This window comes from Paenimyroides viscosum (assembly GCF_003858535.1).
In the GTDB taxonomy this organism is placed as follows: domain Bacteria; phylum Bacteroidota; class Bacteroidia; order Flavobacteriales; family Flavobacteriaceae; genus Flavobacterium; species Flavobacterium viscosum.
In genome coordinates this window covers 46,385-61,929 of sequence record NZ_RQTJ01000005.1, presented here as the reverse complement: position 1 = coordinate 61,929, position 15,545 = coordinate 46,385, and the positions used below count along the sequence as shown (strand labels likewise).

Genomic DNA, 15,545 nt, shown 5'->3' with positions numbered 1-15,545 from the left:
GAAAAATAATTATCAATAATCTTACTCTTTTTTGTAATTTAGGGTAAGATTTTTGCATTTAACAAATCAAACAAAGCACATTGGAAATTTTAATTATTTTTATTTTGATCATCTTAAACGGTATTTTCTCTATGTCAGAGATGGCGTTGGTTTCTTCCAGGAAAAACCGTTTAGAAATGGCAGCAAAAAAAGGAAGTGGTAGTGCTAAAGCAGCATTAAAATTGGTTGAAGAGCCTAATAACTTTCTTTCGACAGTTCAAATCGGAATTACCTTAATCGGTATTTTAACAGGTATATATTCGGGCGATAAAATCACTACCGATTTAAAAGCGTTTATTTCTCAAATACCATCGTTACAACCTTATGCATCGTCGTTAAGCGTTGGCGTGGTATTGGTTTTACTTACTTTTTTTACATTGATTTTAGGTGAATTGGTTCCAAAACGTTTAGGACTAAACTATCCTGAAACCATTTCAAAAATGGTAGCGATACCCATGACCTTCGTTTCAAAATTAGCTGCTCCTTTCGTATGGTTACTTACAAAATCGTCTGATTTGTTGTTGAATATTTTAAACATCAAACCCACAGCCGACGGAAAAGTGACCGAAGAAGAAATTAGATCGATCATTAAAGAAAGTACCGAAGTAGGCGAGGTGCAAGAAATTGAACAAGACATCGTAGAACGTGTTTTTAACATTGGTGATTTAAAAGTTAATGCCTTAATGACGCATCGAAAATCGGTGATGTATTTAGATTGCGAAGACAATTTACAGGAATTAAAAGCAAAAGTAATAGAAGATTTACATTCGTTTTATCCTGTTTGCGAAGGCGGATTAGATGAGGTTATCGGAGTGGTTTCTTTAAAAGATTTGTTTATTTTGTTTGAAAAAGGCAATACCGATTTAAAATCAATCATAAAAGAACCTACGTTTTTTATTGAACATACATCAGCATATAAAGCCCTAGAATTGTTTAAATCATCGAAAAATCATTATGCTTTGGTGTCTGATGAATACGGTGTCATTCAAGGAGTAATTACCTTAAACGATATTTTAGAATCGTTGGTTGGCGATGCGTCTGAATTTTACGAAGAAGAATTTAAGTTAGAAGAAGTAGCCGATGGCAAGTGGATTGTAGATGGATTTTATCCCCTGCATGATCTGCTTTCGTATTTTGAGTTAGATGAATTAATGCCCGAATACGATGTAACAACCATAAGCGGTTTGGTTATGAAAGAATTATCGTACATACCAAAAACAGGCGAAAAATTAATTTGGAATAAAATGGAGTTTGAAGTATTGGCTTCAAACGGAGTAAAAATTGATAAAATAGGCATTAGCCTGTTAAAAGATTAACATATTGATTAGCTGGAATTCTTTGCCAAACAGCAATTTTATATAGAATTCGTCACTTCGAGTAACAAAACGTAGTGAAGTGTATCGAGAAGCTTTTTATGAGTTCTCGACAAGCTCGAACTGACGGAGTTGTGATATTAAATAAGGTAATAGAGTGGTATAATCATTAAAAGATTAAAACAATGACAGAAGGAAATTTTGTAGATTACGTAAAAATATATGTAGCATCTGGTAAAGGTGGTAAAGGATCATCGCATTTACACCGTGAAAAATTTATAGAAAAAGGCGGTCCCGATGGTGGTGATGGTGGTCGTGGCGGTCACGTAATTATTCGTGGCAACGAAAGTTTATGGACACTGCATCATTTACGTTTTCAACGCCACATAAAAGCAGGTCACGGTGGTGACGGTGGTAGTTCACGCAGTACGGGTAGCGATGGAGAAGATCGTTTTATCGATGTACCGCTTGGAACCGTTGTAAAAGATAAAGAAACAGGCGAATTACTTTTTGAAATTACCGAAAATGGCGAAGAAAAAATCTTAGCAAAAGGTGGTAAAGGTGGTTTGGGTAACTGGCATTTTCGCTCGTCAACCAATCAAACGCCGCGTTATGCGCAGCCTGGTATGCCACCGCAAGAGGTTGATATTATTTTAGAATTAAAGGTTTTGGCAGATGTTGGTTTGGTTGGATTTCCAAATGCAGGAAAATCTACTTTACTGTCTGTATTAACATCGGCAAAACCAAAAATTGGCGATTATCCGTTTACAACCTTAAAGCCAAACTTGGGTATTGTAGAATACCGCGATTTTAAATCGTTTGTAATTGCAGATATCCCTGGAATTATCGAAGGTGCTGCCGAAGGAAAAGGATTAGGTCATTACTTTTTACGCCATATTGAGCGAAATTCAACGTTGTTATTTTTAATTCCTGCCGATGCAGACGATATTAAAAAAGAATACGATATTTTGTTGGATGAATTAAGAAGATACAATCCGGAAATGTTAGATAAAGATCGTTTAATAGCCATTTCTAAATGCGATATGTTAGACGATGAACTAAAAGCAGAATTAAAAGAACAGCTTGATAAAGAATTTGACGGATTGCCGTATATCTTTATATCATCCGTTGCACAACAAGGACTTACGGAATTAAAAGATAAATTGTGGCAGATGCTGAATTAAACTTTTTAGTAGTGTATTATTTTTAAGAATAAAAAAATCCTCTTTAAGTTTTAAAGAGGATTTTGTAGTTTATAAATTAGGTATTCTTAAAACCTGACCCGGGTAAATTTTATCTGGGTGGCTTAACATGGGTTTATTTGCTTCGAAAATTGTGTTGTATTTGTTGGCATCACCATAAAAAGTTTTTGAAATTTTTGATAAAGTATCACCGCTAACAACCGTGTAAAATTGCGCTTGCGGTGCAGGTGTAGCAACAGTCATTAAATTATCAACCTGATCTACGCCTTCAACATTACCAATAGCTAAAACAATTTTTTCGGCATCTGCTTGTGCAGCAACTTCACCTTCAACCTTAACATCATCATCTGTAACCGATAATTTTATTTTGTTATACGGTAAGCCTAATTGCTTAACATAATCAAGCAAAGCTTGTGCCTGCAATGATTTTTTCTCTTCAACAGGAGCTTCTTGTTCTTTTTTGCCAAAAATTTTAGCCCCCTTTTCTTTAATAAATGAAAATAATCCCATACTCTAAATTAATTTTTAAATTTTAATAAATATAAAAAAAATAATTATACATAACCTGTTGGTTGTCATTATTTTTAGAAAAAATATTGATTAGTATGCCGTTGGAGATTTGTAAATTTGCACGTCACAGGAAAATTAAAATCTGTAAAATGAGTTTAAAACTGCTCCTTCAAAAGGGTTTTGTGCTTCTCAAAATAATTGGTTTTACGAATATAAATTACATGGAGTTTGTTCTATAAATGAAATTTTTCATTCTTTGGATATTACAAAAGCAGAAGTGCATGATGTTCATTTTTTAAAAAATATAAAACCACAAATGTTCGATTGTTTGCTTATTGAAAACAGGTGGTTGTTTGTCTTATAGTATTGAACTAGATTTATTTTCAAACCGTCAATATTAAATTGGAATTAACATTGGTTCAATATATCAATAAATTCATATTTGATAGACCAATTAATAATATTAAAAATCAAACAATTTAATTACACCCAACGGGTTAAAATACATATTTTTTTGTAACGCCAAATCAATTCCCTAATTTTACATTATGATAACTCCTTTAGCAGAACGCATCCGTCCTAAGCAATTAGAAGATTACATCAGTCAAACACATTTGGTAGGTGAAACAGGCATTTTAACACAAAGCATTAAACGCGGTATTATCCCGTCGATGATTTTTTGGGGACCGCCAGGAACTGGAAAAACAACTTTAGCAGAAATTATTGCACAAGAAAGTAAGCGACCTTTTTATGCGTTAAGTGCGATAAATGCAGGTGTAAAAGATGTGCGGGAAGTTATTGAGAAAGCTAAAGGACACAATGGCTTATTTACGCCAAAAAATCCTATTTTATTTATTGATGAAATTCACCGTTTTAGCAAATCGCAACAAGATTCTTTATTAGGTGCGGTGGAAAAAGGATGGATTACACTAATTGGCGCAACAACCGAAAACCCGAGTTTTGAGGTTATTCCTGCATTGTTATCGCGTTGCCAAGTATACACATTAAATGCCTTTACAAAAGCAGATTTAGAGGAGTTACTGAAACGTGCATTGATTGTTGATGAAGAACTAAAAGATAAAAGTATAACTATTAAAGAAAACGAAGCTTTGTTTAGGGTTTCGGGAGGCGATGGCAGAAAACTGCTGAATACTTTTGAGTTGATTGTAAATTCTATTGGTGAGGATACTATTGAAATTACCAATGAAAAAGTAATGCAAATTGTACAAAAAAACACGGTTTTGTATGATAAAACGGGCGAACAGCATTATGATATCATATCGGCTTTTATAAAATCGATTCGTGGAAGTGATCCAAACGGTGCTGTTTATTGGCTAGCGAGAATGATTGAAGGCGGCGAAGATTTAAAATTTATTGCACGCAGATTGGTTATTTCGGCTTCTGAAGATATTGGTTTGGCAAACCCCACAGCAATTATTATGGCAAACAATATTTTTCAGGCGGTATCGGTTATCGGTTATCCCGAAAGTAGAATATTACTAAGCCAGTGTGCTATTTACTTAGCTACTTCACCAAAAAGTAACGCAAGTTATATGGCAATTGGCAAAGCACAAGCAGCGGTGAAACAAACGGGAGATTTATCTATTCCTATTCATTTACGTAATGCGCCAACTAAATTAATGAAAGAGCTGGGCTATGGCGAAGATTACAAATATAGTCACGATTATCCGGGGAATTTTACGTATCAGGAATATTTACCAGACGATTTAATTAATACTCCGTTTTATGAACCTGGTGAGAATGCGCGAGAGAAGCAGACCAAAGATTCTTTACACCAACGTTGGCAAGGAAAGTATGGGTATTGATGGGTGATGGCTGTTGGATGCTGGATGTTTGCGTTAGGTATTGTAGCGGATAGCCCGCAGGTGCCGAAGCGATAGCGAAGTGCACCGAGGACTTGGAGCAAAAAACCCGACCCGACTACTGACACTTATTTTCTGATTTACAGAGAATGTGCTACAAACTTATAGCTTATTTTTAAAACCAAATGTAAGGGGAACGCCCAAAAAAAAATCTCGCCAAAAATTAATGACGAGATTTTTTTATTACTATTTATCTTTATTTAGCACCGAAAATTTTAAAGCCTTTTTAATAGCATCAACGTGTGATTTACTACGTTTTTTTTCTCTACTTTCTCCGTTGGCAGTAAATACAGTTTCGTTTTTACAGTTAACCAACGTAATTTGTAATTTTGTAGCCAACATAGACTTATCACGCACTACGTTGCATTTAAGCATTTTGCAAGGATCGGCTTTTACTTCTTGGGGTAATTCTTGATTTTCATAAAAAACGGAATAACCTGCTTCTTCTAACTGGTGTTTTAAATAAGAATTTACACGGTATTCGTTGAATTTATCCTGAAAATCGTATACTTCTTTAATTTGAATGTATTTTGTGCTTAAACCTTGTGCATTTGTCCCTATTCCTAAGCAGACAAAAAGCATTAATAATAAAAATTTCTTCATTTTATAAAATATCTAAAAGTTGTTTTAATTGTTGTACTTCTGCAACACCAGTTGTGTTTTCTAACTTAAATTCGTTAAACCAAACCGCCTGCATACCCACGTTTAAAGCGCCATGAACATCGGCATTTATGTTATCGCCAATCATTAAGCTATTTTGCGGCTTTACGTTTGCTAATTTTAATGCGTAATTAAATATGCCCGGATGGGGTTTTTTCACTCCCGCTTTTTCAGAATTTGTTATTGTTTTAAAGTAATGATCTAATTGTGCATTTTTTAGTTTTTTATGTTGAACACCCTCCGGACCATTAGTGATAATATGTAAAGTATATTTACTTTTTAAATGCGTTAGCGTTTCATGTGCTCCTGTAAAAACATGATTGTAATTGGTAAGATTATCAATAAAATAATTGGCTATGTGATGAATATTGTCATCTGAGACCTTTAAATTGATTGCAGAAAAAGTATCTTTTAATCTGCCATAACGTAAAAAATCTCTAGATATTTCTTCATTGGCAAAGCGTTCCCAATACGCATTGTTTATGGTTTTAAAATGCGTCATAAAATTGTCTACACCACTTAATTGCATTTCGGCAAATACAGCATTAAAAGTTAATGCCGAATTTTTATCGAAATCATAAATGGTATGATCCAGATCAAAAAACAAATCGGTAATATGTTCTTTAACAATCATTATTTTTGGTGTGTAATTACAGCGTTTTCAATGTGATAAATCCAATCGTCGATATCGTCTGCATTGTATCTAAAAGTTCCTTCAATAGTTACATAAGTGTCGGTTTTTAAACGTGGTGTATTGCCTTTAAACTTAATTCCCATAATGGTTTCGGGACCTGCATTTCCACAGAAAAAACATTGTGCAAAAACATTTTTACTTAAGGCGTACGATTTACTGTCGATAGGCACAATAAAACCCGAAGCTTTAATTTTTTTACCTTGCAAAGCCTTTAATGTTCCGTTAATCATTGGATACATTACTTCGCCGTAATGAGGGTTTTTCTTCTTAACGAAATCAATTTGTCCTAATAATTTCCAAGTAACTTCGGTTGGTTTCTGATAGTAAAATTCCGATGGTTTTTCTGTTGTGTTATTTGTAGAAAAGCTCATTAAAAAAACAGCTAATCCACAATAGGCTGCAACAAATATTTTTTTTAACATGTGATTTATTTTTTATTTGTAATTACTGCGTTTTGTATACTAAAAGTCCAATCGTCTTTGTTTTTATCGTTAAAATAAAAAATACCTTCTAGCGTAATGTAATCGTCGGTTTTCAATCGTGGTTGTTTGTTTTTAAACTGTATACCCATTATGGTTTCTATGCCTGCACTTATACTGCAAAAAAAACAGTGCGAATATACATTTTTACTTAAAACGTACGATTTATTATCGGTAGGGATTACAAAACCGCTTATTCTTATTTTTTTGCCCTGTAATGATTCTTTTATAGCATCGCCATAATTTGCCATCACCTTTAAACTTCCGCCCATTCTACCCAACATTTGCCAAGTAACTTCGGTTGGTTGATCCTGAACAGTGGTTTCATTAAAATTTTTTGTTTTATCTGCTGAAAAACTCATTAAAAAAAAGGCTAATCCGCAATAAACTGTAATGATTATCTTATTAAGCATTTGCCAATGTTTTTGATATGTTTAATGAATACGCTTTAATTGCCGGAATAATTGCTGCAAGGATTCCTACAGATAATGTGGCTAAAAACAGCATTCCCTCTTCTTTCCATAAAAATTCAAACGGATCAAATGCCATTTTAAATTCTTCTTGCGAAGATACGGATAAGAAGTACAAGCCAATTCTACCAAAAACAATACCAAGAATAAAACCTATGGTACATAAAAAGATACTTTCTAGCAGAACCAACCACAATAACTGAAATTTAGTAGCTCCGGTAATTCGTAGCAACGCAAATTCGTATCGACGTTCTTTCAACGTATTGTATAACGCCACAAAAATACTGATACCCGAAATAAACATAATTCCATAAGCCAAATAGGTTAATGCCGAAATTCCTACACCGAACAAAGCAAACAAACGATTCACTTCTAAAGCTGGCGACGCGGCTTGCATTTCGGTATTTTGAGGAATGATTCTTGGCCAGGTCATTTTAGCCATGTTGTTACGCAATTTTAAAAGAACTGCGGTAATTTCTTTTCCTTCGTGCGGATGATGGATTTCGCCTTCGGCATGTACGTGCGCTTCTTCGGTATGATCTTCGTGCTCATGATCGTGCATGTGCCAAACCGATGAAATATTCGATAAAATTAATTGGTCAGCCACCTTACCCGATGGTGCTAAAATACCTACTACTTTATAAGCATGATGGTCGTGCACTTCACCTTCTTCTACATCGCCATGTGTTCCAAAAAAAGTATCGCCAATTTTTAAACCAATATTCGCTGCAATGTTAGATCCTACAATCACCTCAAAATCTTTAGCAAATAAAGTTCCCTGTTGAATTTTCAATCCAAAATGTTTGGTGTAGTTTTCGGTAGTTCCTACAATTTTATAGCCTAAATAATTATCGCCATAAGCCAACGGAACAGCACTTTCTACCATTGGTTTGTTCATCCAAGCTTCGGCTTCGGTGTACGAAATATTTCCCGGAGGTGCATCGATCTGATAAACCGAAGAAAGAATCAACTGCAACGGACTTCCTTTTGCTCCTAAAACTAAATCGATATTATCCATTGATGATGAAAACTTTTCTTCGAACTGTTTTTGAAGCAGAATCAATATCGATATAATAGAAACCGATGCGGTTAAAAGTACAATACTTAAAAAAGTATTCAACGGTTTAAACCACGTGTTTTTCCAAGCTATTTTACTAATCATGACAAGGTAATTTGGTGGTTAAACAATGATTTTAAGCGTTGATCGTGTGTTACAATAATCAATGAAGATTGATATTCTTTTGCTAAATCGCTCAACAATCGAGCTACAATTAAGGCGTTTTCATCATCTAAACTTGATGTAGGTTCATCTGCCAAAATTACCGACGGATTGTTTATTAAAGCTCTCGCAATATTTACACGCTGTTGCTGACCAATACTTAACTGACTTGGCAATTTGTGCACATGATCTTTCAATCCTAAATTATCTAAAATATTTAAGGCTTTTTCTTTGGCTTTTGCTTTTTTAGCGATCCAAGAAGCCAAAACAACATTATCTAAAACCGTAAGTGCTTCGATAAAAAACGATTTCTGTAAAATCATTCCGATCGATTGTCCGCGAAAAGCATCCAATTTAGCTGCGTTTAACTGTAAAATATCCTGATTATTTATAGTAATGTTTCCTGCGTTTGGCTGCAACAAGCCACCTAGCAAATGCAATAAAGTGGTTTTACCTGTTCCTGAATTTCCTGTAATCAGCAAAGTTTGTCCGTTGGGACAATCGATATCAGGGAAATGGAAATTTTGTTGCGCCGAATAGGAAAAAGTAACGTTTTGCGTTTTAATCATTTTGTAAATTCTTAAACGGTATGCAAGATAGTGAATATTCTACGGATTTAATAACGGTTTAAGTTTGTTTAAAGTTTAAAGTTCTTCTTACAAAATCCCTTCATCGGCAAAGCTTAAATAATCGGTTGCAGTTATGATTAGATGATCCAATAATTTGATGTCTAAAGTGGTTCCTGCTTGTTTAATTTTTTGAGTAATATCTTTATCGGCACCACTAGCAAGTAATTGTCCCGACGGATGGTTGTGCACCAAAATTATTGCGGTTGCCAAATGTTCTAAAACGGTTTTAAACAGCATACGAATATCAACTACAGTTTGAGTTAATCCGCCTTTGCTTAGCTGAAATTTATAAATAACTTTATTACTGTTGTTTAATAACAAACACCAAAATTCTTCGTGAGGCAGATCGCCAATTAATGGCTGCATTAATTTACAAACATCGGCAGAGGAACCAATTTTTGTGAGTTCTTTAGTTTCTGACAACTGCAAGCGTTTAGCCAGTTCTAAAGCAGCAACAATGGTAATGGCTTTTGCTTCGCCAATACCTTTAAATTGCATGAGTTGCTGAATGCTTTGCTTTTGTAATTGATGCAATTGGTTGTTGTTTTGCTGTAAGATGCGTTTACACAGATCAACGGCACTTTCGTTTCTACTGCCTGATCCTATTAAAATAGCTACTAATTCAGCATCGCTTAAAGCGGCTTTGCCTTTGTACAATAATTTTTCGCGTGGTTGATCGTCTTCCGACCAATGTTTTATTGAAAAATACGTATCTTCGTTACTCATACCTAACAATTTAGTCTGTTAAATATATGAAAGGTTTTTTAATTTTTATAGGATTGTTTATTGTATTGTCATGCAAAGACACTTCACTTCACACATTTCATCATACTGAAGTAACAGAAAATTCTATAAATAATCAAAAGGACACCATAAATGACGAGGTATCTGCATTTAGAAAACAACTTTCTGCAGTGGCTTTAGAGATCATTGATCCTACGATTAAATATACGCCCGATTATGTTTCTATTGCGTACCCTAATGGTGATGTTCCTGCAAAAACGGGTGTTTGTACCGATGTTATTATCAGAGCTTATCGTAAATTGGGTATCGATTTTCAAAAAGAAGTTCATGAGGATATGAAGAATTCTTTTGAAAACTATCCAAAAACATGGGGATTGAATCGCCCAGATACAAACATAGACCACCGACGTGTTCCGAATTTAGAAACTTTTTTCCGCAGAAAAGGAAAGGAATTGCCAATAACTCAAAACGCAGATGATTATAAAACCGGAGCTATAGTTACTTGGATGATTAATGATAAAATGCCACATATTGGCATTGTTACCAACCGATTAACAAAAGATATTAAACGTAAATTAATCGTTCATAATGTTGGCGGCGGACAGGTTTTAGAAGATTGTTTGTTTAAGTATCGTATTACTGGGCATTTTGTTTATGAGGGGTAAATGTTATGAAGAATTTAATATGCGTTTAATTGTGGTGCTATCAATTAAATTACGATGATGATTGTGCATTAATTCTTGATGAAAAAAGGTTAAATGATACTGATTTTCTTGCAGGAATTGAATTTTTTCTATTCTTCCGTCTTTAAAACAAATGGTAAGAAAATTTGAAATTCCTAAAGATCTTGAAGGATTTGCCCCTCCTATACTTGTTATCAAACTTCCCTTAAAATCATAATTATCAATCTTAATTTGATCAATTTCGCTTAAGCTATTTTTTAAGTTATTAATTTCTATAAAATCATTTTTAAAAAATATTTTTCCTATAATTTTATACCTAATATTTTCCTTTCTAAAAGTATTCCCTAATGAAACATAAGTAAGATAAAAAAGTAAAGGAAAACCAACAAAAATTCCTGAGTAAAAATTATCCTCATTAGGGATATATTTTTCAAAAAAGTAAAAAAGTGAAGAAATCAAAAAAATTATTAAAAGATATTTCCATTCCATAAAAGCATAGAATTTATTTCTTGGTTTAGGTAGAACCTCAACAATACTTAAACCTTCTTCGGAATACGCTCTCATACAAATGTTTTAACGAATATACTAATTATCAGTTGTAAATAAAATATTAAAATTTAACTATAATTAAAACAGTATGCAAGAATTTATATATTTGTAGAAAATCAAAATATGAAAAAAACATTTGCTTTAGCCACACTATTTTTAACGAACTCGACAATATTCTCACAAGAAAAACTTGAACAAACAGGAAAAGTTTCTTTAGGATTACAAGGATTTGAATTAAGCTACGAACATCCGTTTGCTAAAACATTTATTTGGGAGAGTTCTTTAGGCGCGGGTGTAGGAATGAATGCAACTAAAAACGGTGTTGAATACAATTTTAATATTCCAAACGTTGCTCCCTTCATTACAACCGGAGCTAATTGGATGTATAATTTTGACAAAAGAGTTGCTAAAGAAAAAGACACTAAAAACAATGCTGCTAATTACTTAGGCTTACAAACTAAATTTAGTTTTGGAAATGATGGATCTATAAACTTTCAAAACTAAGCTTTATTAACAGATATTCATTGGGGATTACAAAGAAACCTAGGTTCTAAATTTACAATAAATACCAACATTGGCTTAGGTTATATGCATGACTTTGAAAATACCGCAGGTAGTATATCACCTATCTTGCGCTTAAAATTTGGTTACCGTATATTTTAAATATTAAAGCCGATTGATGCATCAATCGGCTTTAAATTATTTTATAATACTTTGAACCTCATCAAAATTCAGTCCGCCGTAATTGCCTGAACTCATCAGCAATAAAACCGAATCGGTAAATTCTTGTACCAATAAAAACGACTTAAATTCATCAGGATTGGTGTACACAATTAAATCTTCTCTGTTAAAGGCTTTTTCGATTTGCTCTTTGCTTATTTCTTCTAACTTTTTAATAGCAACTGCATCGGGCGAATAAAACACTACGGCTGTATCGGCAGCATCTAAAGCTCCTTGATATTCGGTTAAAAACTCGGTATTTAAACTCGAATAAGTATGTAATTCTAAACAAGCTACTAATTTTTTATTTGGATATTGCTTTTTTACCGCTTGTGTAGTTGCTTTCACTTTGCTTGGCGAATGCGCAAAATCTTTATAGGCAACTGCCGTTGGTGTTTGGGCAATTTTTTCTAATCGCTTTGATGCTCCTTTGAACGAGGCAATAGCTTCGTAAAACTCGGCTTCATCAACTCCCATATTCTGACAAATCCACTTGGCTCCTGCTAAATTGCTTAAATTATGCGCTCCAAAAACTTCAATTGGCATTGATCCATCCAACGTTTCTAAATAGGTTACGCCGTTATCAATAGTATATTCGGGTAACGAATACGGTAATTTTCGGATGGGTTTTTCAGCTTCTTCAACGATCTGCTTTACGGTTTCATCGTCTTCGTTATAAATTAAAATACCACCGTTGGTTATTTTATCGATAAAAATTTTGAATTGATCGACATAGTTTTCAAACGTTGGAAACACATTGATATGATCCCAAGCAATTCCGCTAATTAAGGCGATATTTGGCTGATACAAATGAAATTTCGGACGTAAATCGGTTGGTGAAGATAAATACTCATCGCCTTCAATAACTATAAAATCATTTTCTTTGGTTAGATGCACCATATTAGTGAAACCTTCTAACTGAGCTCCCACCAAGAAATCAACAGCTACATTATGATAATTCATTACGTGCAGAATCATAGATGTAATAGTGGTTTTTCCGTGCGAGCCACCAATAACTACTCGGGTTTTATCTTTTGAATGTTCATAAATAAATTCGGGATACGAATAAATTTTCAATCCTAATTCTTGCGCTTTTAGCAATTCTGGGTTATCGCTTTTGGCGTGCATACCTAAAATAACGGCATCTAAATCGATCGTAATTTTTTCGGGAAACCAACCTTGCTGTTCTGGTAACAAACCTTTCGCCTGTAAACGTGATTTAGATGGTTCAAAAATAGCATCATCACTTCCTGTTATATGTTCGCCCTTATCGTGTAAAGCTAAAGCTAAATTGTGCATGGCGCTGCCGCCGATTGCTATAAAATGTACGCGCATTGTTTTATATTTTGTCATTTCAAAACTACAATATTTTTAAGGGAATTAAAAAAATTATCACTTGGAATGAAATTCGATGAAAAAGAAATAAATCATTTCGTTACAAATAACCTTTTCGATTATAATTCAACTACTTGTTCTGCAACCAATTTAAGGTATGGTTGTTTTGAATCTGCTTTTTTGTTGATACGATCTTCGTACATTTCAACATAAACCGATTGTACCCCTTCAGGAATGTGGTAAGTTTCTTGTTGTGAATAGTTATACCCACGCACATTAGCACCTTCTTTTCCCGGAATATATTTAATTTCTACATAATATTTCAATCTTACACTATTACCTTCTTGTTGCGCTTTTTCGAGACGGATTCTTCTTACTTTATTAATTGAATGCCCACTCGAAGAGACATTTCCTTGAAGTAAAAAAGTTATCTTATCGTTTGCTTTACTTTGTAGTTTTATAATGGGCTCTAAAACATTTGTTACAACGCTTAAGGTAGTACGCTGAATGGTTTTTCCGGTTTCGGGATCTTCTTGTGTAATGCGAGAAGGTTCAGCAAGTATGGTTTCTATATTTAATTTTCGCTGTGCAGAACAATTTAAAAAAGGGATACACATAAGGAGGCACAATAATTTCATAGTTTATTATTTTTTTTGCAATTAATTCGATGCGAGTTCATCTAAATTTGCAACAGGTTGGTGATTTTTATTAAGTAGGATGATCGAGATTTCCACATCTTTTTTTAGTTGATTCTGTTTATCGAGTTCTAATTGTTGGCTTTCTGTCAGTTCCTCTATATAATTAGGATCTTTTTTTAAATAAACCTTTTTATCAAAAAAAACGACATATCCCATCATATCATGTGCGGTGTTCATTTGTTCATTTAAAAAATCAGCATACTGGCTAACTGATGCAGGATCTTTAAAATCAACTCTAAAATCTACCCGCTGTTTGGCTATTGCTATGCCTTCGGTTCCATAAACGGTAACTACCGCAATACATGTAGGCTGCGCACTTAACATAGCCCAAGCAGGCAAAGCATACACATACTTATCTTCATAATGTTTTTCAACCTGCTTTCTAGCAAGGTCTAATGCAGTTTCAATATTAAAATGTGTTTTCATTTATTAATCTCTGTATTCTTTTCCGGTGTAAATATCAATGTGAAGTCAGATTATAAACTATTGTTTATGGGACAACAATGGTTGTATGTAAATGCGATGTGTCATTTGTTTGTTTATGAAAATTTATTTTAAAAACTCACGGAAGTTACTTTTGGTAACAACTAAAAAAACTGGTTGATATGCTTCTGCAAATGTCTTGGGAAGCGTTGCTTTCTTTTGATTCGACCATTTAAACTCAACTGCTTTTAGCTGGTTGTTTTCTACCTCAACATAATCAATTTCTTGTTGGGAAGTTGTACGCCAAAAATACGATTTGGCAGAACTGAGTTTTAAATTCAACACTTTTTGTCGCTCGGAAATCATAAAATTCTCCCACAAAGCACCTTTGTCTTGTCTTATTTCAAACGGACTGAAATTACCTATTACCATATTGCGGATGCCATTATCGTAAAAATAAATTTTTCGATTGGTTTTTATTTCATTTCGTAAATTTTTACTGAAACTGTTAAGTCTGAAAACAACAAATGCTTTTTCTAACAAATCGATATAATCACTTACGGTATTTTTGTCGACACCTACTAATTGAGCGATTTCGTTGTAACTAACCTCGCTTCCTACTTGAAACGCTAATGCCTGAACTATTTTTTCTAAAACATCGGGTTTTCTAATATTCGACAGCGACAAAATATCTTTATAAAGATAACTTGAAGTTAAATTCTTTAAAATTTCGTACTCGTTACCAAAATTGTTAATTACATCGGGGTACATTCCATAAAGTAATCGCAATTCTAATTGTTGTTGAGCTTTAATATATCCTGTATGATTTTCAAATTCGTTCCAAGAAATAGGAAATAAATGGTATTCAAATTTGCGCCCTGTGAGCGGTTCTTGAATTTCATTACTGATATCAAATGCAGACGAACCACTAATGATGACCTGCACTTCTTTGATTTGATCAACGATGATTTTAAGTTTCAATCCAATATGAGGAATACGTTGCGCTTCATCAATAAAAACATATTTGTAGTCGCTAATAATACTTCTTAATGTTTCTGTATTTGCGTTTGATAAAATTTCAACCACAGTAGCATCATCTCCATCTAAAAACAGAAACTTTTTATCTTTTAACAAAGTACGGATAAGCGTGGTTTTCCCTACTTGTCGAGGTCCAATTAGAACAATCGCTTTTCCTTTGTGAAGTTTTGTTTGTAAAACATCAATAAACCCTCTTGGTATCATATCTTTACAGTTTATACAAAGATACAAATTAAAGTTCTATTCACCAAATTAAG

At 33.7% G+C, this 15,545-nt stretch carries 18 protein-coding genes and 1 pseudogene; 6 read left to right on the top strand and 13 right to left on the bottom strand.

Annotated features, from left to right (window positions below):
• Window positions 1-80: 80 nt before the first annotated feature.
• Window positions 81-1,355 carry a hemolysin family protein gene (locus tag EG242_RS04070; protein ID WP_124898631.1) on the top strand — a complete coding sequence of 425 codons (1,275 nt, stop codon included), beginning with the start codon at window positions 81-83 and terminating at the stop codon, window positions 1,353-1,355.
• 182 nt (window positions 1,356-1,537) lie between these two features.
• Entirely contained in the window at window positions 1,538-2,536 is a 999-nt protein-coding gene (gene obgE / locus EG242_RS04065) for a GTPase ObgE (protein ID WP_124898630.1), read from the top strand.
• A gap of 69 nt (window positions 2,537-2,605) precedes the next feature.
• Here the strand turns inward: obgE and lysM are convergent, their stop codons facing one another.
• Window positions 2,606-3,064: a peptidoglycan-binding protein LysM gene (gene lysM / locus EG242_RS04060; protein ID WP_124898629.1), complete on the bottom strand. Its 459-nt coding sequence runs from the start codon at window positions 3,062-3,064 to the stop codon at window positions 2,606-2,608.
• Window positions 3,065-3,147: 83 nt separating this feature from the next.
• On the opposite strand from lysM, the pseudogene EG242_RS04055 reads away from it, so the two are divergent.
• Together EG242_RS04055 and EG242_RS04050 are read left to right on the top strand one after the other, a co-directional pair.
• A pseudogene (locus EG242_RS04055) lies at window positions 3,148-3,547 on the top strand (transposase); the annotation flags it as partial.
• A gap of 65 nt (window positions 3,548-3,612) precedes the next feature.
• On the top strand, window positions 3,613-4,890 hold the full coding sequence (locus tag EG242_RS04050) for a replication-associated recombination protein A (protein WP_124898628.1): 1,278 nt from the start codon (window positions 3,613-3,615) through the stop codon (window positions 4,888-4,890).
• A gap of 243 nt (window positions 4,891-5,133) precedes the next feature.
• Here the strand turns inward: EG242_RS04050 and EG242_RS04045 are convergent, their stop codons facing one another.
• The 7 genes from EG242_RS04045 to radC form a co-directional block, all read right to left on the bottom strand.
• Window positions 5,134-5,550, bottom strand: a complete 417-nt coding sequence (locus EG242_RS04045) for a hypothetical protein (protein ID WP_124898627.1) — start codon at window positions 5,548-5,550, stop codon at window positions 5,134-5,136.
• A 1-nt stretch (window position 5,551) separates the two neighbouring features.
• Window positions 5,552-6,241 (bottom strand): YjjG family noncanonical pyrimidine nucleotidase, encoded by a 690-nt coding sequence (locus EG242_RS04040; RefSeq protein WP_124898626.1) that lies wholly within the window; start codon window positions 6,239-6,241, stop codon window positions 5,552-5,554.
• Window positions 6,241-6,723 carry a hypothetical protein gene (locus EG242_RS04035; protein WP_124898625.1) on the bottom strand — a complete coding sequence of 161 codons (483 nt, stop codon included), beginning with the start codon at window positions 6,721-6,723 and terminating at the stop codon, window positions 6,241-6,243. The genes EG242_RS04040 and EG242_RS04035 overlap by 1 nt, the downstream gene beginning before the upstream one ends.
• 5 nt (window positions 6,724-6,728) lie before the next feature.
• Entirely contained in the window at window positions 6,729-7,193 is a 465-nt protein-coding gene (locus EG242_RS04030) for a hypothetical protein (RefSeq protein WP_124898624.1), read from the bottom strand.
• Window positions 7,186-8,412, bottom strand: coding sequence for an ABC transporter permease (locus tag EG242_RS04025; protein ID WP_124898623.1), 1,227 nt, complete (start codon window positions 8,410-8,412; stop codon window positions 7,186-7,188). The genes EG242_RS04030 and EG242_RS04025 overlap by 8 nt, the downstream gene beginning before the upstream one ends.
• Window positions 8,409-9,038 carry an ABC transporter ATP-binding protein gene (locus EG242_RS04020; protein WP_124898622.1) on the bottom strand — a complete coding sequence of 210 codons (630 nt, stop codon included), beginning with the start codon at window positions 9,036-9,038 and terminating at the stop codon, window positions 8,409-8,411. The genes EG242_RS04025 and EG242_RS04020 overlap by 4 nt, the downstream gene beginning before the upstream one ends.
• Before the next feature lie 87 nt (window positions 9,039-9,125).
• Entirely contained in the window at window positions 9,126-9,824 is a 699-nt protein-coding gene (gene radC, locus EG242_RS04015) for a RadC family protein (RefSeq protein ID WP_124898621.1), read from the bottom strand.
• Between the two features lie 26 nt (window positions 9,825-9,850).
• Here radC and EG242_RS04010 point away from each other — a divergent pair, with 26 nt between their 5' ends.
• Complete coding sequence (locus tag EG242_RS04010; protein ID WP_124898620.1) at window positions 9,851-10,507, top strand: DUF1287 domain-containing protein; 657 nt, start codon at window positions 9,851-9,853, stop codon at window positions 10,505-10,507.
• Window positions 10,508-10,510: 3 nt separating this feature from the next.
• Here EG242_RS04010 and EG242_RS04005 read toward each other — a convergent pair whose 3' ends face one another.
• On the bottom strand, window positions 10,511-11,089 hold the full coding sequence (locus EG242_RS04005; RefSeq protein ID WP_124898619.1) for a hypothetical protein: 579 nt from the start codon (window positions 11,087-11,089) through the stop codon (window positions 10,511-10,513).
• A gap of 108 nt (window positions 11,090-11,197) precedes the next feature.
• Between EG242_RS04005 and EG242_RS04000 the strand changes: the two genes are divergently transcribed.
• Complete coding sequence (locus EG242_RS04000) at window positions 11,198-11,578, top strand: hypothetical protein (RefSeq protein ID WP_124898618.1); 381 nt, start codon at window positions 11,198-11,200, stop codon at window positions 11,576-11,578.
• Window positions 11,579-11,773: 195 nt separating this feature from the next.
• Here EG242_RS04000 and EG242_RS03995 read toward each other — a convergent pair whose 3' ends face one another.
• The 4 genes from EG242_RS03995 to EG242_RS03980 all read right to left on the bottom strand — a co-directional run bounded on the left by EG242_RS03995 (window position 11,774) and on the right by EG242_RS03980 (window position 15,492).
• The gene (locus EG242_RS03995; protein WP_124898670.1) at window positions 11,774-13,129 is read right to left on the bottom strand and encodes a UDP-N-acetylmuramate--L-alanine ligase; all 1,356 of its coding nucleotides are present in this window, start codon (window positions 13,127-13,129) and stop codon (window positions 11,774-11,776) included.
• A 119-nt stretch (window positions 13,130-13,248) separates the two neighbouring features.
• The gene (locus tag EG242_RS03990) at window positions 13,249-13,767 is read right to left on the bottom strand and encodes a hypothetical protein (RefSeq protein ID WP_124898617.1); all 519 of its coding nucleotides are present in this window, start codon (window positions 13,765-13,767) and stop codon (window positions 13,249-13,251) included.
• A 21-nt stretch (window positions 13,768-13,788) separates the two neighbouring features.
• A complete protein-coding gene (locus EG242_RS03985; RefSeq protein WP_124898616.1) occupies window positions 13,789-14,253 on the bottom strand; it encodes a hypothetical protein in 465 nt (154 codons plus the stop codon).
• A gap of 123 nt (window positions 14,254-14,376) precedes the next feature.
• Window positions 14,377-15,492: an ATP-binding protein gene (locus tag EG242_RS03980; RefSeq protein WP_124898615.1), complete on the bottom strand. Its 1,116-nt coding sequence runs from the start codon at window positions 15,490-15,492 to the stop codon at window positions 14,377-14,379.
• Window positions 15,493-15,545: the final 53 nt, after the last annotated feature.

Excerpts from the sequence above, each read along its gene's own strand:
- obgE (WP_124898630.1), top strand. The coding sequence starts at position 1,538 with ATGACAGAAGGAAATTTTGTAGATTACGTAAAAATATATGTAGCATCT.
- lysM (WP_124898629.1), bottom strand. The coding sequence starts at position 3,064 with ATGGGATTATTTTCATTTATTAAAGAAAAGGGGGCTAAAATTTTTGGC.
- EG242_RS04050 (WP_124898628.1), top strand. The coding sequence starts at position 3,613 with ATGATAACTCCTTTAGCAGAACGCATCCGTCCTAAGCAATTAGAAGAT.
- EG242_RS04045 (WP_124898627.1), bottom strand. The coding sequence starts at position 5,550 with ATGAAGAAATTTTTATTATTAATGCTTTTTGTCTGCTTAGGAATAGGG.
- EG242_RS04040 (WP_124898626.1), bottom strand. The coding sequence starts at position 6,241 with ATGATTGTTAAAGAACATATTACCGATTTGTTTTTTGATCTGGATCAT.
- EG242_RS04035 (WP_124898625.1), bottom strand. The coding sequence starts at position 6,723 with ATGTTAAAAAAAATATTTGTTGCAGCCTATTGTGGATTAGCTGTTTTT.
- EG242_RS04030 (WP_124898624.1), bottom strand. The coding sequence starts at position 7,193 with ATGCTTAATAAGATAATCATTACAGTTTATTGCGGATTAGCCTTTTTT.
- EG242_RS04025 (WP_124898623.1), bottom strand. The coding sequence starts at position 8,412 with ATGATTAGTAAAATAGCTTGGAAAAACACGTGGTTTAAACCGTTGAAT.
- EG242_RS04020 (WP_124898622.1), bottom strand. The coding sequence starts at position 9,038 with ATGATTAAAACGCAAAACGTTACTTTTTCCTATTCGGCGCAACAAAAT.
- radC (WP_124898621.1), bottom strand. The coding sequence starts at position 9,824 with ATGAGTAACGAAGATACGTATTTTTCAATAAAACATTGGTCGGAAGAC.
- EG242_RS04010 (WP_124898620.1), top strand. The coding sequence starts at position 9,851 with ATGAAAGGTTTTTTAATTTTTATAGGATTGTTTATTGTATTGTCATGC.
- EG242_RS04005 (WP_124898619.1), bottom strand. The coding sequence starts at position 11,089 with ATGAGAGCGTATTCCGAAGAAGGTTTAAGTATTGTTGAGGTTCTACCT.
- EG242_RS04000 (WP_124898618.1), top strand. The coding sequence starts at position 11,198 with ATGAAAAAAACATTTGCTTTAGCCACACTATTTTTAACGAACTCGACA.
- EG242_RS03995 (WP_124898670.1), bottom strand. The coding sequence starts at position 13,129 with ATGCGCGTACATTTTATAGCAATCGGCGGCAGCGCCATGCACAATTTA.
- EG242_RS03990 (WP_124898617.1), bottom strand. The coding sequence starts at position 13,767 with ATGAAATTATTGTGCCTCCTTATGTGTATCCCTTTTTTAAATTGTTCT.
- EG242_RS03985 (WP_124898616.1), bottom strand. The coding sequence starts at position 14,253 with ATGAAAACACATTTTAATATTGAAACTGCATTAGACCTTGCTAGAAAG.
- EG242_RS03980 (WP_124898615.1), bottom strand. The coding sequence starts at position 15,492 with ATGATACCAAGAGGGTTTATTGATGTTTTACAAACAAAACTTCACAAA.